We start from the raw sequence: 15,782 nt of genomic DNA, 5'->3' as shown, positions 1-15,782 counted from the left end.
GCGGGGCGGGGGGGGGGCGGGCGCGGGGCGGGGGGGGGGGGGGCGCGGGCGGCCCCCCCCCCCCCCCCCCGGCGGGGGGGGGGGCCCCCCCCGGGGGGGCCCCCCCCCCCCGTCTCTTTCCACAGCGCGCCCCGCCTGTCAGAGCGGTGTGCCAGAGTCTGCCCATGCTCGAGATCGTGGTGATGACGGAGACCGAGGAGCGGCACGTGCGCGTGTCCGCCGACGGTCTGGCGGGGTTGGTGCGGCGGATCGGCGGCGACGACGACCGGTTCCTGGTGGTCCAGCGGATACCGGACCTGCCCGGCGTCTTCTCCCAGGTCTGGCACGAGGCCGATGGCGACTACACCGTGGAGTACCGCGACGGCGCCGCCGACCGGCACTTCCAGGCGATGGCCGACGGGCCCGAGGACGTGATCGCGGTGGTGACCGGCTGGGCCCGTCAGGAGGCCGGTTGGCGTGATCGCCTGCCCTGGTCGCGCCTGGAGCTGGGCCCGGCCCCCGAGGTTCCGCCGCTCGACCTCGCCGAGGACGAGCGCAAGGCGCTGGAGGGACGCGTCCGCGAGGTGCTGGTCGGCGGGTACACCTCGCGCGCCGCACTGGCGGAGCTCGCCGAGGACTATCTGGTCACCGAGGACCGCCGGCCGGTCTCCCGCGCGCAGGCGGCGGCGCTGGCCGACCGGCTGTGGCTGGAGCGGGTCGCGGAGCAGGCCGACTGGCGGGGTGAGACCGACCCCGAACGGCTCACGCGCGCCTTCGCCGCCCTCCAGGAGGCGGGCATCACCTCCCGCGAGAACTTCACGTGCTGTCGCAGCTGCGGTCAGGCCGAGATCGGCGCCGAAGGCGGGCCCGACGCCCGCGGCTTCGTCTACTTCCACACCCAGTGCACGGATTCCGCCGCCGCGGGCCACGGACTCACGCTCCTCTACGGGGGGTTCGACGGCTCGCCCGAGACCACGGCGTCCATCGGCCAGGAGGTGGTCGCCGCCCTCGCCGCGGTGGGCCTCCCCGCCGAGTGGGACCGCGACCCCGACCGGGTCATCACCGTCACCCCGGTGGACTGGCGCCGCCGACTGGTCGGGTGAACTCCGGCCCCACGGCGCGAAGCCGCGTCCCCCACCCGCCCCTCCCCTCCGCCGGCGAGGTCGAAGGCGCGGGAGAGCGTGCGCGGCACCGTGGCGCACGGGCTCCGGGCGGGCCGGGCCCGCACCGGTCGACGGCCGGAGGCCGTGGACGCGGCATGGTAACAGTTGTTACCATGCCGGCATGGCGAAGACACAGCTGGGTGCGCGGGTGGACGAGGACGTCGCGGAGCTCGCGCGGAAGCGGGCCGCCGATCTGGGCCTGAGCGTCGGGGACTACCTCGCCCGGCTGGTGCAGGACGACGCCAGCGGCGTGCGCGCGCGAGCGGTGGACGCCGCCGCCCGCTTCCTGGCCGAGCACCAGTCCGTCTTCGACGAGGCCGAGCCCACCCCCGCCGAGCAGTCGCCCCGGGGATCGCGCGCCGCCTGATGGAGCTGCACATCGACGTCCCCTGGATCCTTCAGGTCGCCGAGGCCGCCGGAGCGGACGACCCGGCCCCCGACGACTACGGCGTCCCGGTCTCCGCGGTCGCCCGCCACCGGGCCGAGCTGTTCGAGCGCCCCGTCTACGCCGGTCCCTACGCCAAAGCCGCCGCGCTGGTGCACTCCCTGGGACGCTGCCGCTGGCTGGAGCGCTCCAACCTGGCCGTCGCCGCCGCGACCGGTGTCATGTACCTCGAAGCGGCGGGTATCTCCGTCAGGCCCGCCCGCGAGGACGCCGTCGCCCTCAGGGACCTCCTGCTCGACCCGGCCTGCACCGTCGGGAGGATCGCCGTCCTGCTGCGGTCCTGGCCCACCGCCGGCTGAGCGCGCCCGGCCCCTCCGCGGGGAGGGACCGGGCGCGTGTCGGGAACCGAGGGGTGACCGGGTCAGGAGGCGGGGACCTGGTCGACGAAGGTCGTTCCCGCGCCGCGCAGGGCGGCGACCTTCGCGGCGACCTGGGCCGGGGTGAGGACCTGGTCCTTGACGTGCAGGACGTAGTCGACCTGCTGGTCGTAGGCGCGCGGGGTGGTGGACGGCTGGCCGTTGAGGTCGATCAGCCACTGGTTGAAGTTGATGGACATCGGCCGCTCGGGCAGGTAGGCGGCGTCGTGGGTGCCGAAGAGGGCGCCGTCGACGTAGTAGGTGATCTTGTCGTTGTCGATGGTCACGACGAGGTCGTGCCAGCCGGCGAAGCTGGTACGGCTCTCGCTGTGCTGGTTGACCGCCTGCCACGGGTCGGGGTTGTAGGTCTCCCAGGAGGTCGTGTAGAGGATGTTGGCGGGCTCGCCCCAGCCGCCGTTGGGCAGGTACTCGAAGTCGTACTCGGCGTAGTCGTCGGCCATCGGGGCCTTGAGGTCGTTGATGGTGAAGAAGGTCTGCACGATCCGGTCGCCGTCGGGGCCGTACTTGGGGGCGTCGGAGAACTTCACCCGGGACGCGTAGGTGCCGTTCTTGAACTTCGTCGCCTTGGTGAGGACTTCCGTGTGGACGGTGCTGGCGCCGGTGCCCGCGCTGGAGGTCTCCAGGTTCATCACCGTGTTGCCGCTCTGGTTCACGAAGGTGACCTTCGAGGGGTCCCAGGTCGCGCCGGGGACGCCGGGGCCCCCGGAGTTGGAGCGGACGCTCCAGCCGTGCGAGGCGAGGGCCGGGTCGGTGTGCGAGGTGTAGGAGAAGTCGTCGAAGAGCGTCTCGCCGTTGCCCGGCGGTGTGGTGGGCGGGGTGGTCGGGGGCGTGGTCGGCGGGTCGGTGGGCTCGTTGCCGGCGGGGGCGGTGCCCCACACGTTCACGCCGGCGACCTGGGCGGTGACCTTGGTCCAGTCGGCGTACGCGGTCGGGGCGCCCTGGAAGGAGTAGTCGTCGCTCTGGGTCAGGGTCTGCCAGTTGGTCTGGTGGAACCGCAGCTGCATGTCGCCGGTGTCGGCGCCGGCCGCCAGTGAGCCGGCGGCCGGGGTGAAGCCGATCTCCAGGTAGCGGTCGGCGGTCGCGGTGGGGTTGGCCAGGGTGCCGAAGGTGCCGGTGATCACCGAGCAGCCCTTGACCGCCCAGGAGCAGGCGAAACGGTAGGAGGCGCTCGGGGAGTCCGCCTTGAAGTAGTAGCGGATCTTGACCTGGCTGAGCTGGACGGCACTCGTGCCGGTGTTGCGGACCTTGAGCCACGGCTCGCTCTGGTCGGCCGTCGCCCCGCTCGCGCTGGTGCGGTACTGCACCACGACCCCGCTGCCGGAGGCGGAGGCCGTCGTGAGGGGGAAGGTCGCCACGGCCGCGCTGCCGACGAGCGCGGTCAGCGCCAGGGCCGCGCGGGTGGAGCGGCCCATGGTGCGGCTGGTGGTACGGGGGGTACTCATCCGAGGTTTTCCTTTCGTTCGCTCCCGCCGGACGACGGGAGGGACAGGGGGGTCGAGAGGGGAACGGAGGAGAGAACAGGGGGAGGCGAGGGAGAGAGGAAGCAGGGAGGAACCGGAGGGGAGAACAGGGAGAGGCGAGGGAGAGAGACGGAAGGTGGAGGAACGGGGCGAAGGGACCCGGGAAGGGGCCCGGGGTCAGACGGTGGCGTGGACCGGGTGGTCGTCGAGGGTGTCGTGCGGGACGCCGAGCGCGGTGAGCCGGGCGCGGTGCCCGTCCAGGCGGCCGCGGAAGTCCGGCCAGTCGTCGGTCGCCGTCCAGGCGCGCTCGGCCAGCGCGCACAGGCGGGGGTAGGTGAGGTACTCGATGTGCCGGGAGGTGGGCACGAACTCCGTCCACAGCTGCCCCTGCGCGCCCAGCACCCGGCCCGCCTGCGGCGCCTCGCCGTCCCGGGGCAGGAGGTCGAGCCCGTACACGCTGCGCAGGTCGGTGGCGTGGCCCGGCTGCGCGGGCGGCTCACCGGAACCGGGACCGCGCGCGTAGTCGAAGTAGGTGCGGCGGTGGTCGGCCTGCACCACGTCGTGGCCCCGGCGGGCCGCCGCCCAGGCGTGTTCCGGTGTGCGCCAGCTCATCACCGTGCACGACAGGGGCAGTGTGGTGCCGTCCTCGGCCCAGGCGACCGGGCGGCGGCCCGCCCGGACCACGTGTTCGGCCATCCGGCCCAGGAACCAGCCGTGCAGTTCGCGGGGGCCCGCCAGGCCCTCGCGCGCGGCCCGGTCGATCGCCGTAGGGCTGGACTCCCATTCCCTCGTGGGTACTTCGTCTCCGCCGATGTGGATGTACGGGGAGGGGAAGAGGTCCATCACCTCGTCGAGGACGGTGCGGAAGAAGTCGAGGACGTGGTCGCCGACGCCGAGGACGTTCTCGCAGACGCCCCACCGGGTCCACACGTCGAGCCGCCGGTCGGGGAAGTTGCCCAGCTCCGGGTAGGCGGCGAGCGCGGACCGCACGTGACCGGGGACGCTGATCTCGGGGACGACGGTCACCCCGCGGGCGGCCGCGTGGGCGACGAGGCCGGCGAGTTCGGCCCGGGTGTACGAGCCGCCGTGGGGGCGGCCGTCGAAGCGGTCGCTGCCGGCGGGTCCGATCATCGACTCGGTGCGCCGCCCGCCGATCTCGGTGAGCCGGGGGTAGGCGGCGACCGGCATGCGCCAGCCCTGGTCGTCGGTGAGGTGGAGCTGGAGGACGTTCAGCTTGTGGAGGGCCAGCAGGTCGACGAAGCGGTGGAGGTACGCGACCGGCTGGAAGTGGCGGGCGACGTCCAGGTGCATGCCGCGCCAGGAGTGGGCCGGGATGTCGGTGATCTCCACGCCCGGCAGCTCGACGGGCGGCGGGGACACGGGAGGCAGGGGGCCGCCGGACGGCGGTGGGGGCGCGAGCACGGGGGACGGCAGGAGTTGGCGGACGGTCTGGACGCCGCGGAGCAGGCCGGTGGGGCGGGCGGCGCGCAGCAGGACGCCGTGCTCGGCGACGGTGAGCCCGTACCCCTCCTCCCCCAGGCCGGTGAGCGCCGGATCGAGGGCGAGGACGAAGGTGCCGTCGTCGGCGTGCTCCGGGCTCAGACCGGTGGCGGGGGTCAGGTACGTCCGCAGGAGGTCGGCGGCCGGTTCGGCGCCGGGGGCGACGCGCAGGCGGGTGGTTCGGTCGAGTCGGAAGCGGCCGGGGCGGGGCGAGAGGCGCCGGGGGCGCGGGACGAGGGTCAGTTCGGGGCGCGGGTGGGCGGTGGGGGGCAGGTCCACGGGGCGGTCTCCGGTGTCGTACGGGGGCGCGGGCGGTGTCCGCGGCGTACCGCGGGCCGGACCGCGGCGGCCGGTGGGCTGGGGGCGTGGGGCGTGCCCGGTCCGGGGGCGTGGGGCGCGGCAGGGGCCGGGGCGGGGCGTGGGGCGCGGGAGGTGGCCGGGCTCTGGGGGCGCGGGGCGGCGTGCGGGTCAGCCCTTGACGCCGCCGGCGGTCAGGCCGGAGGTGACGTGGCGCTGGAGGGCGAGGAAGACGACGAGGGCCGGCAGGGCGAAGAGGGTGGAGGCGGCCATGGTGGCTCCCCAGTCGGTGCCGAAGGTGGTCTGGAAGGAGGAGAGCCAGACGGGCAGGGTGCGGCTGTCCTGCTGCTTGATGATGAGGAAGTTGGCGTAGGTGAACTCGTTCCAGGCGGTGATGAAGCCGAACAGGGAGGTGGCCATCAGGCCGGGAGCGAGGAGCGGGAAGGCGACGCGCCGGAAGGCTCCGACGCGGGTGCAGCCGTCGACCTGGGCGGCTTCCTCCAGTTCGGGCGGGATGCCGGCGATGAAGCCGCGCAGCACCACCACCGTGAACGGCAGGGTGATCATGAAGTACACCAGGGTGAGCGTCGGCAGCCGGTCGAGCATGTCGGTGTCGCGGGCGATGATGTAGACGGGGATGATCAGCGATTCCCACGGGGCCATCTGGGCGATGAAGACCGCGAGCATGAACTGGCGGCGGCCGCGCCAGCGCAGCCGGGCCACCGCGTAGGCGGCGCCGAGGGCGACGACGAGGGAGAGCAGGACGGCTGCGAGGGTGACGAGGACGCTGTTGCGCCAGAAGAGGCCGAAGCCGTCCGCGCCGACCGCGGTGCGGAAGTGGTCGAGCGTCCACTCGTCGGGGATGAGGCGGGGGTCGTAGGACTGGATGTCGCGGGAGGGCCGGAAGGCGGTCGCCACCATCCAGTAGACCGGGAACAGGCAGCACACGACGGTGAGGCCGGCGGCGGCGAGGAGAGGGACCCGTCGCAGGGCCCTCCGACGCCCGGCGGTGCGGCGCCCGGCGAGGGGGACCGGGGCGGGGGCGGGGCCGCCGGCCGGGCCGGGGGGTGCCGTGGCGGCGGGGGCCGTGGTCACAGGTGCTCCCCTTCCTGGCGGAACAGTTGGCGGAAGTACAGGACGAGGACGCCGCTCATGAGCAGGAGCGTGACCATGGAGGCGGCCGAGCCGAGGTCGTAGCGCTGGTTGGCGAGGGCGGTCTGCACCGCGTACACGGGCAGGATGGTGGTGGCGTCGCCCGGTCCGCCGCGGGTCATCACCCAGATCTGCACGAAGGCCTTGAAGGTCCAGATCACCTCCAGGGAGAGCACGAGCATGAAGATCGGGCGGACCAGCGGGAAGGTGACGGTGCGGAAGATCGTCCAGGTGCCTGCGCCGTCGAGGCGGGCGGACTCGTACAGCTCCTCGGGGACCGTGGTGAGGGCGGAGTAGAGGGTGATGGCGGCGAACGGCACGGACTGCCACACGATGAGCGCGACGATGATGGTGAAGGCGGCGGTGCCGTCGGCGAACCAGGTGTAGCCCTCGAAGGAGGTGAGCCCGAGGCCGGTGAGGGTCTCGTTGACGATGCCGAACTGGGAGTGGAAGAGCCACTGGAAGACGGTGGTGGCGGCCACGACGGGTACCGCCCACACGAGGACCAGCGAGCTGAGGACCACGGTCCTGCCGATCCTGCCGAGCCGTTCGATCATCAGGGCGACCAGGGTCGCCAGGATCATGATGGCGGCGACGTTCACGGCCATGAACAGGAAGGTGCGGCGGACCACTTCCCAGAACCGGGGATCGGACAGCAGGGTCTGGTAGTTGCGCAGGCCCACGAACTCGGCGTCGCCCCGGATCAGTTCGCGCAGGCGGAAGTCCTGCAGGGAGATCAGCAGGGCGCGGCCGAAGGGGTAGAGCAGGAGGTAGAGCATCCCCAGGACGGCCGGCGCGATCAGCAGGTACGGGCCGAGGGCGGGCCGGCGTCCGCGGGGCGGTCGCCGGGTGGTTCCGGCGTACGGGGTTCGGGTGCGCACGGGTCAGGAACCGCTGTTCAGGGTCGTGGTGATGGACTGCGAGGCCTTCGCCGCCTCGGCCCCGGGGTCGCGGCCGGTGAGGACGGCCGTCATGTAGTCCTTGATCGGGTTCTTCGCCTCGACGGCGGCCCACTGGGGGGTGTTGGGGGTGGCGCGGCCGTTGGCGGCGCCGACCGCCATGGTCGCGGCGCCGGGGTCGGAGGCGACGGCGGTGGCCAGGTTGGTCTTGTTGGGGACGTAGCTCATGGCGAGGGCGAGCTTCTTCTGCCAGGCGTCGCCCGCCAGTTCCTCGATGAAGGTGTAGGCCTCCTCCTGGTTCTCGGCGGTGGCGGGGACGACCAGGTCGGAACCGCCGGTGAAGACGGCGCCGGGGGTGTCGGCGGTCTTGCCGGGGATGGGGAAGAAGCCCAGCTTGCCCTTGAGCTCGGGGTTCTTCTGCGCGATGACGCCGGCGCCGCCGGGGGTGGCGATGACCTGGGCGACCTGGCCCTTGGCGACCACCTCGGCCTGGAGGGGGCGCGACTCGTCCGAGTCCTTCGGGCCCTTGCCGAGCGCCTGGAGCTGCCGGTAGAAGTCCATGGCGCGCAGCGCCTCGGGGCTGTCGAGGGCGCCCTTCCAGGTGGATCCTTCCTGCACGGCGAGGTCGCCGCCCTCGTCCCAGACGAAGCCGGCCAGGGTGAACCAGTTCTGGCCGGGGAGGTAGATGCCCTGCACGCCGTCCTTGTTCAGCTTCTCGGTGGCGGCCAGCCACTGCTCACGGGTCTTGATCTTCGTGGCGTCGACGCCGGCCTTCTCGAAGAGGTCGGTGCGGTAGATGACGACGCGGTTGGCCGCGTAGTACGGGATGCCGTACTGCTTGCCCTCCCAGGCGCCGGGCTCCGCCAGGCCTTCGAGCCAGAAGTCGCCGCCGAGCTCGGCGACCCTGCCGGAGAAGTCGGTCAGGCCGCCGCTCTGGGCGTACTGGGCGACCTGGGTGTTGCCGACCTCGATGACGTCGGGGGCGTCGTTGCTGGCCAGGGCGGCGGTGACCTTCTCCCCTATGCCCTCCCACTCCTGGATCTGGATCTTGAGGTCGATGTCGGGGTGGTCCTTCTCGAAGCCGGCCTCGAACTCCTTCTGGAACGCCTCCGAGACGCTGTCGCGCATCAGCCACACGTCGAGCACGGTCGGTCCGCCGGCGCTCTGGCCGCCGGAGGAGGAACAGCCGACGAGGCCGGTGCCCAGCAGCATCGTGCCGAGCAGGGCGAGGGGGCGGTGCTTCACGGTTCACCTCTGAGGGAGCCTGGGTGCGGGGGCCTGGGGACGGAGCTCTGGAAGAGTCGGGGAACGCCGGGCAAACCCCACTTGACCACTTACCGATCGAGGGCTTACCAGTTGGCGCGAGATGAAGGTGGCATGGACCAATGTCGCCGTCAACCCCCGCCACACAGAAGGGTTCTGGCCATACATCGGCCGGATACGGATAGATGACCTCACCCTCAAGTGGTCAGTTGTCACCTGACCAGCGCGCCGTTAATGTTGACCAGCGAAGGTGCGATCAGTTTTCCGACGACGAACGAGAGCCGGTATGGAGATCGACGCGGCGGCCTCCGGCGCGATGCTCAAGCGCGAGCGGGTCAGGGACGCGATCCTCGAACTCATCGAGGCACGACGCCCCGGCGACGCCATCCCCTCCGAGCGGGTGCTCTGCGCCGAGCTGGGCGTCTCCCGCCCCACCCTGCGCGCGGCGGCCGACGAGCTGGTCATGGCGGGCCTGCTGGTCCGCGAGCACGGCCGGGGCATGTTCGTCGCCAAGGAGAAGATCACCCAGGAGCTGGTCTCCGACCGCAGCTCCTTCAGCCTGCCGCAGGCCGGCGGCGTGTGGACCAGCCGGCTCCTCGAACTGCGCTCCCTGCCCGCCGGGGCCCGCGTCAGCCGCAAGCTGCGCATCTCCCCCGCCGCCGAGATCCTCTACGCGGCCCGCCTGCGCCTGGTCGACGGCTCCCCCATGGCCATCGAGCACCTGCACATCCGCGCCGACCTCGCGCCCGGCCTGAGCAGCGAGGAGCTGGAGCAGGGCGATCTGTACGAGCACCTGCGCGACCGGCACGGCGTCCTGGTCAGCGAGGCGGTGCAGTCCATCGAGCCCACCGTGGTCACCCGCGCCGAGGCCGACCTGCTCGAAGTGCCCGAGTTCTCCCCCGGTTTGCTCTTCGAGCGGCTCACCACGGACTCCCGGGGCCGGGCCGTGGAGTACGTCCACTCCCTCTACCGGGGCGACCGCTACCGCATCGTCTCGCGCCTCTCGCTCGGCACCCACGACGAGGAGCCGCCCGCGAAGGAGGGCCACCACCCCGGCATCCCGCCGGGCGACTTCACCGGCGGCACCCCGGTCACCTTCTCCACCCGGGGAGTCGTGCAGCAGCACGACTGAGCGCGTGTGCCGGACGCCTCGCCCGGGACCACCGCGCCCCCGGCACGCAAAGGCACGCCCAGTCCCTTACGCTCGCCGGGGTTCGAGACCTAGCCTCACCACAGCTCACAAGTTACCCGCCAGTGAACCGATCTGTGACGAGCGTGCCCTCGGGCCCGGAGGTCGACATGAGTTCCGCGCAGTACCTTCTCGAAAACCGCCCGCACTCCGTGGCGCACCTTTTCCTGTCGAGGGTGGAGGCCACCCCCGAGGGCGAGGCCTACCGCTACCCCGTGGCCGTGGGCGCAGACGCCGAGGAGTGGCGCTCGCTGACCTGGTCGCAGACGGCGGAGCGGGTCCGCGCCATCGCGGCCGGACTGCTCGCCCTGGGGCTGCGGACCGAGGAGCGGGTCGCCATCTCCTCCGCGACGCGGATCGAGTGGATCCTCGCCGACCTGGGCGTGATGTGCGCGGGCGCGGCGGCGACCGCCGTGTACCCCAGCACGAACGGCGAGGAGACGGCGTACATCCTCGCCGACTCCGACAGCAGGGCCGTCTTCGTCGAGGACGCCGAGCAGTTGGCCAAGGTCGTCGCGCACAAGGGCGAGCTTCCCGGCCTCCGGTACGCGATCCTCTTCGACCCCGCGCCGGACGCGGCCGGGGCCGAGGGCCTGGAGGTCCTGACCCTCGCCGAGCTGGAGCAGCGCGGCGGCGCGTACCTGGCGGAGCATCCCGACGCCGTCGAGACGACGGTCCGGAGCATCGCCCCGGAGCAGCTCGCCACCCTGATCTACACCTCCGGCACGACCGGCCGCCCGAAGGGCGTGCGGCTGGTGCACGACTGCTGGTCGTACCAGGGGGTCGCCCAGGTGGCCACGGGCCTCGTGCTCCCCGAGGACGTGCAGTTCCTCTGGCTGCCGCTGTCCCACGTCTTCGGCAAGGCCCTGATCTCCGGCCAGGTGCAGTCCGGCCACGTCATGGCCGTGGACGGCCGCATCGATCGCATCGTCACCAACCTGCCCGTCGTGCGGCCCACCATCATGGCGTCCGCGCCGCGCGTCTTCGAGAAGGTCTACAACGGCATCGCCGCCAGGGCCCGCGCCGAGGGGGGAGCCAAGTACAAGATCTTTCTGTGGGCGGCGAAGGTCGCCCGCGACCACGCCAGGACCGGCCAGGAGCAGATGATCGCCACGGGCCGCCGCACGGTGCCCCTCTCCCTCACCGTCCAGCACGCCGTCGCCGACAAGCTGGTCTACGGCAAGATCCGCGCGGCCTTCGGGGGCTCGCTGCGCGGCAGCGCCTCGGGCAGCGCCGCGCTCGCCCCGGAGATCGGGTACTTCTTCGCCGGCGCCGGGGTCAACGTCCTGGAGGGGTACGGCCTCACGGAGACCAGCGCGGCCTGCACGGTCAACCCGGCCGACGACGGGCGGGTGGGCACGGTCGGCAAGCCCCTGCCCGGCACCGAGGTCCGCGTCGCCGAGGACGGCGAGATCCTCCTGCGCGGACCGGGCATCATGCGCGGCTACCACAACCTCCCCGACAAGACCGCCGAGGTCCTGGAGAGCGACGGCTGGTTCCGCACCGGGGACATCGGCGAGATCGACAAGGACGGCTACGTCCGGATCACCGACCGCAAGAAGGACCTCTTCAAGACGTCCGGCGGCAAGTACGTGGCCCCCACCGAGATCGAGAGCCGCTTCAAGGCCGCCTGTCCCTTCGCGAGCAACATCCTGGTCATCGGCAACGGCCGCAACTACTGCACGGCGCTGATCACCCTGGACGAGAGCGTGATCATGCCCTGGGCCGCCTCGAACGGCCTCGCCGGCCGCGCCTACACCGAGGTCGTCACCTCCCCGGAGGTCCACGCCCTCGTCGACGGCTTCGTCCAGCGCGTCAACACGGACCTCCAGCGCTGGCAGACCCTCAAGAAGTTCGCCGTCCTCCCCCGTGACCTCGACATCGAGCACGGCGAACTCACCCCCAGCCTCAAGGTCAAGCGGCCCGTCGTCGAGCGCGCGTACGCCGATCTCGTCGAGGCCATGTACGAGGGCTCCCGCGAGGCCTGACACCCGCCCCGCCCTGACCCGGCCGGCCCGCCCCTGCCCCGGCCCTGACCCGGCGCGGGGCAGGGCCGGATCGGTCCGGGCGGGTGAGGGCGGCCCCTCCTCGGCGGCGGCCCTGTGCTGTCGCTCGACACGTGAAGGGTGACGATCGGGCCCGGAGCCCGCCGGCCGGGGCACTCGGCGGCGGATCGATCAGCGCGGTCCGCGCGACCGAGGTCCGCACGAGGCGGTCCGGCCGGCCGCGGCCCCTCGCCGAAGCCCGGCCGGAGAGCCGTGACACGAGGCTGCCCGGACCCGTTGGGCACCACGACGCACACCGCCGATCGGAGACCCCATGACGACGAGCACCGCTGACGAGCCGCCCCCGGCGACGCCGACCGACGAGCAGTACGGGGCGCTGCGCGCGTCCGCGGCCGTGTGGGCCGGGACCTCCGTGCTGATCACGGACCAGCGGGGACAGGTCCTGGTCCAGAAGGTCGGCTACCGGCCCCACCGTCTCCTGCCCGGCGGCGCCGTGGACAAGGGCGAGACCGCCGCCCGGGCCGCCGCGCGGGAGGTGGAGGAGGAACTCGGCGTCACCCTCACCGTTCGGCGGGGCCTCGCCGTGGACTGGGTCTCGGCCGCCGCCGTGCGGGCCCCCGCGGAGATGCGCTTCCCCGGCGAGATCCTGCACGTCTTCGACGGGGGCGTCTGGAGCGACCAGCAGATCGCCGCGATCCGCCTGGCGGCGGACGAGATCCAGGCGGTCGAGTTCGTCGAGCCCGCGGATCTGCCCGCCCTGATGTCGCCGGGCGACGCGCGCCGTGCGCTGTCCGCCCTCCGCGCGCGCGTCGACGACGCCGGTGTCGTCCTCCTGGAGGACGGGGTGCCGATCGCGCCGAGCGTCCTGGACCGGGTCGGCGTCCTGCGTACGCCCCGGGCGCGGCACCACCACCCCTTCCACCCGCGTGCCGTCCCCGCCGGTCTCCCGCTCCGGCACGCCTGGTGCTGGGCCTTCGCCCCGGACGGCAGGGTGCTCGTGCTCCTCGATCCCGTCACCGGTGCGGCCCGTCTGCCCGGGGGCGCTCCGGAGCCCGAGGACGGTGGCGACCCCGCGGCCACGCTCGTCCGCGCGGCCGGTGAGAGGGCCGGGGCCGAGCTGGCCGACCCCGTGTACCTCGGGTACCTGTCCGACCCGGACGAACCCCGTGCGCGGGTGCGCTACGCCGCGGGACTGACACGCGTCGGCGTCCCGCCGATCGATCCGGCCACCGGCCGCGCGTACGTCCGCGTCCTGGCCACTCCCGAGCAGGCGCTCTGTCTGTTCGACTGGGGTCCGGCCGCGACGGACCAGCTCACGGCCGTCCACCTCGCCCGCGCCCGCCTCGGCATCCCCCGCGCCCTCCGCCGGTCCGTCACCGAACTGCCCGCGCACCACGCCTGGTAGCCGCGACCGGGGCGACGCGGGCGGAGCGACGCCACGCCCGCGCGGTCGCGTCGTACCGACCGCGCGCGGCGGGCCCGCCCCGTGCGGCGAGCGTGCGTGCCGGGCGGGCCGGACCCGGCGGGAATCGTCAGACAGGCTCTAGATGCGGGACTTCCGTACCGAGTGCCACGCCGCACCGGCCAGCGCACGCGCCGACCTCGGCAGCGAGAGGTGCTCGTGTTCGCGGTACAGGGCCCAGTTCGCCGGGACCAGCGCCAGCTTGTTCGAGCTGAGGGAGCCCGCCCGGCCGGCCCGGTAGACCGCGAGCGGTTCCCTGACCGCGCGGGCGTCGACACCGTCCCGCATGATCGAGAGCCACAGGGCGTAGTCCTGCCGGCGGGGCATGTCCGGCATCAGCCTGGTCCCGAGGGCGTTGCGGTCGTACATCGCGGTCAGGGCCCCGATGTGGTCGTGCACGAGCATCGCGCGGTAGTCGACCCGGGCCGGGGCCCAGACCACCCGCCCGTTCGGGACGAAGTCGACCGCTTCCCCCTCGTGCTCGGCGTCCATCTTGTAGTAGGAGGTGAACGTCAGCGGCGTCCCGGCCGTCGCGGCGAAGGCCAGCTGCTTCTCCAGCTTCTGCGGGAGCCACCAGTCGTCGCTGTCGAGGAGCGCCACGTAGTCGCCCTTGGCCCTCTCCATGGCCAGGTTGCGGGCCCGGGCCGCGCCCCCCTGCTCGGGCGCCGCGACCGGCAGGACCCGCTCGTCCTGCCGGGCCAGCTCGCGCAGCAGGTCCATCGACTCGTCCGTCGACGCGTCGTCGGTGATCAGGAGCTCCAGGTCGGTATGGGTCTGCGCCAATACCGACCGGACCGAGGACCCGAGTGTGACCGCCGAGTTGTGTACCGGCATCACCACAGAAACCAAGGCCACAGCACTGCTCCTTCTCGCCATGAGGGGGACGTCGCGGATTGTCACCGCGGGCCAAGGCTACGTGGTGGCGGGTGGGCGGATCGCCACCCACCGGGACACCGGGGCCGCGCACCCCCCGGAGCCGGCACCTCATCCCCTGGAGTCGGAGCTTCCCGCTCCCGGGATCGGAGCCTCCCGTCCTCCCGGGCCGGTGTTCCCTAGCTCCTGGGGTCGGTGTCCCGGACGAGGTCGCGCCGGCGGCCCACCCCGGTGGAGAAGAGGTACAGCGGGGGCAGGAGGGCGGCGGCGCAGACGAGCCAGAGGGCGGTGTGGGCCCCGGCGTACGTGGCGAGGACGCCGGCGGTGAGCGCGCCGAGCGGCAGCGCGCCCCAGGAGACGAAACGGACCGTGGCCATCACGCGGGACAGCAGCTCCGGGGGCGACTGGGTCTGCCGGTAGGTGCGGGTGGTGATCGAGCCGATGACGGTGCCGAAGGCGAAGCCCGCGTTGCCGAGGGCGAACCAGTACGCGTCCCCCGCCGAGGTGGTGAGCGGGGCGAGCAGGAGCAGCGCGCCGCCGGCCAGGTCGGCCAGGATGATGCCCCGCGCGGTGCCGAGGCGGGTGGTCACCCGGACCGCGACGGCGGCGCCGGCGAGCGCGCCGACCCCGTCCATGGCGAGGACGAGCCCGAGCTGTAGGGCGTCGAGACCGGCCTCGCGGACGAGATACAGGGGGGTGAGGGCGAGGAGGGCGGCGTTGAGGAAGTTGGCGGCGGTCGCCCAGATCATGCACGGCCTCATCACCGGGTGCCGGATGACGTACCGCAGGCCCTCGCGCATCAGCCGGAGCGCGCTCTCGCCGGTCCGGGGCGCGGGGCGGCTCTCGGGGAGGGTGCGCAGGAGCGCGGCGGAGGCCAGGTAGCTGGCGGCGTCCACGACGAGAGCGCCGACCGGGCCGGTGACGCCGATCAGGACGCCGCCGAGGGAGGGGCCGCCGGTGTCGGTGACGGCGTGCGTGCCGGACATGACGCTGTTGCGGGCCGCCAGCTGCCGGGCGGGGACGACGGCGGGCAGGAAGGTCGAGTTGCCGATATCGAACAGCACCGTCGCCGCGCCGGTGACGAGCGCCGCGAGGAGCAGGTGCGGGTAGGTGAGGGTGCCGAGCCACAAGGCGAGCGGCAGCGAGCCGAGCGCCGCGAACCGTACGAGGTCGAGGGCGACCTGGAGCCGGCGCAGCGGTACGCGCTGCGCGACGACGCCCGCCGGGAGGCTGAGCAGCAGCCAGGAGACCTGTCCCGCGGCGGCGAGCAGGGCGACCTCCAGCGCGGTGGCGTCGAGGACGGTGAGGGCGACGAGCGGCAGGGCGAGGGCGGTGACGGCGGTGCCCGCGCCGCTGACGGTGGCGGCGGCCCAGTAGCGCCAGAAGACTCCCGGCGGCGAGGTCTCCTCTCCCCCGTCGCGCGGCTCGTTCTTCGGTACAGCTCGTGTCTCGGTCTCGCCCATACGGCGCCCGCCCCCCGAATTAGTCAGTCTCTTTCAGGAACTCACCTGTTCCGAGTAAGTTTCTATCCGGAACCCACTCGATGGCGCAAGATGGTTCCGACGAGAGCGCCGTGGTGCGCGCAGGAGTGGAGACGCTGTGATGAGGTCGGTTCCCGAGCGGGACGCGGGGGGCGCGGGGGGCCCCGGCCCCGCCGGGGGGGGGGGGGGGGGGGGGCCGCGGGGTATTCGGGGGGCACCCCCGGGGGGCCCCCCCC

Annotated in this window: 13 protein-coding genes; 6 read left to right on the top strand and 7 right to left on the bottom strand. The window is 73.1% G+C overall.

Annotation, left to right across the window (positions count from 1 at the left end; genetic code table 11):
• Positions 1 to 164: 164 nt before the first annotated feature.
• From ACF1BN_RS14330 to ACF1BN_RS14320, 3 genes are all read left to right on the top strand, one after another.
• A complete protein-coding gene (locus ACF1BN_RS14330) occupies positions 165 to 1,082 on the top strand; it encodes a DUF6891 domain-containing protein (RefSeq protein WP_392331897.1) in 918 nt (305 codons plus the stop codon).
• Between the two features lie 181 nt (positions 1,083 to 1,263).
• The gene (locus ACF1BN_RS14325; RefSeq protein WP_392331896.1) at positions 1,264 to 1,509 is read left to right on the top strand and encodes a hypothetical protein; all 246 of its coding nucleotides are present in this window, start codon (positions 1,264 to 1,266) and stop codon (positions 1,507 to 1,509) included.
• Entirely contained in the window at positions 1,509 to 1,886 is a 378-nt protein-coding gene (locus ACF1BN_RS14320) for a fic family toxin-antitoxin system, toxin component (RefSeq protein WP_392331895.1), read from the top strand. The genes ACF1BN_RS14325 and ACF1BN_RS14320 overlap by 1 nt, the downstream gene beginning before the upstream one ends.
• A gap of 62 nt (positions 1,887 to 1,948) precedes the next feature.
• Here the strand turns inward: ACF1BN_RS14320 and ACF1BN_RS14315 are convergent, their stop codons facing one another.
• The 5 genes from ACF1BN_RS14315 to ACF1BN_RS14295 form a co-directional block, all read right to left on the bottom strand.
• A complete protein-coding gene (locus ACF1BN_RS14315; protein WP_392331894.1) occupies positions 1,949 to 3,406 on the bottom strand; it encodes a cellulose binding domain-containing protein in 1,458 nt (485 codons plus the stop codon).
• Positions 3,407 to 3,601: 195 nt separating this feature from the next.
• The gene (locus tag ACF1BN_RS14310) at positions 3,602 to 5,203 is read right to left on the bottom strand and encodes a beta-N-acetylhexosaminidase (RefSeq protein WP_392331893.1); all 1,602 of its coding nucleotides are present in this window, start codon (positions 5,201 to 5,203) and stop codon (positions 3,602 to 3,604) included.
• Positions 5,204 to 5,392: 189 nt separating this feature from the next.
• Positions 5,393 to 6,211, bottom strand: a complete 819-nt coding sequence (locus ACF1BN_RS14305) for a carbohydrate ABC transporter permease (protein ID WP_392331924.1) — start codon at positions 6,209 to 6,211, stop codon at positions 5,393 to 5,395.
• Positions 6,212 to 6,312: 101 nt separating this feature from the next.
• Positions 6,313 to 7,254 (bottom strand): carbohydrate ABC transporter permease, encoded by a 942-nt coding sequence (locus ACF1BN_RS14300; RefSeq protein ID WP_392331892.1) that lies wholly within the window; start codon positions 7,252 to 7,254, stop codon positions 6,313 to 6,315.
• A 3-nt stretch (positions 7,255 to 7,257) separates the two neighbouring features.
• Complete coding sequence (locus tag ACF1BN_RS14295) at positions 7,258 to 8,517, bottom strand: extracellular solute-binding protein (protein ID WP_392331891.1); 1,260 nt, start codon at positions 8,515 to 8,517, stop codon at positions 7,258 to 7,260.
• Between the two features lie 304 nt (positions 8,518 to 8,821).
• Here ACF1BN_RS14295 and ACF1BN_RS14290 point away from each other — a divergent pair, with 304 nt between their 5' ends.
• The 3 genes from ACF1BN_RS14290 to ACF1BN_RS14280 all read left to right on the top strand — a co-directional run bounded on the left by ACF1BN_RS14290 (position 8,822) and on the right by ACF1BN_RS14280 (position 13,135).
• Positions 8,822 to 9,667 (top strand): GntR family transcriptional regulator, encoded by an 846-nt coding sequence (locus tag ACF1BN_RS14290; RefSeq protein WP_392331890.1) that lies wholly within the window; start codon positions 8,822 to 8,824, stop codon positions 9,665 to 9,667.
• A gap of 167 nt (positions 9,668 to 9,834) precedes the next feature.
• Entirely contained in the window at positions 9,835 to 11,712 is a 1,878-nt protein-coding gene (locus ACF1BN_RS14285) for an AMP-dependent synthetase/ligase (RefSeq protein ID WP_392331889.1), read from the top strand.
• Between the two features lie 331 nt (positions 11,713 to 12,043).
• Complete coding sequence (locus ACF1BN_RS14280; RefSeq protein WP_392331888.1) at positions 12,044 to 13,135, top strand: NUDIX domain-containing protein; 1,092 nt, start codon at positions 12,044 to 12,046, stop codon at positions 13,133 to 13,135.
• Between the two features lie 138 nt (positions 13,136 to 13,273).
• On the opposite strand, the gene ACF1BN_RS14275 is transcribed toward ACF1BN_RS14280, so the two are convergent.
• A complete protein-coding gene (locus ACF1BN_RS14275; RefSeq protein WP_392331887.1) occupies positions 13,274 to 14,047 on the bottom strand; it encodes a glycosyltransferase family 2 protein in 774 nt (257 codons plus the stop codon).
• Positions 14,048 to 14,244: 197 nt separating this feature from the next.
• On the bottom strand, positions 14,245 to 15,528 hold the full coding sequence (locus ACF1BN_RS14270) for an MFS transporter (RefSeq protein WP_392331886.1): 1,284 nt from the start codon (positions 15,526 to 15,528) through the stop codon (positions 14,245 to 14,247).
• Positions 15,529 to 15,782 lie beyond the last annotated feature (254 nt).

The organism is Streptomyces sp. NPDC014861 (assembly GCF_043081625.1).
Taxonomy (GTDB): domain Bacteria; phylum Actinomycetota; class Actinomycetes; order Streptomycetales; family Streptomycetaceae; genus Streptomyces.
This window is presented reverse-complemented; position numbering and strand designations above follow the sequence as displayed.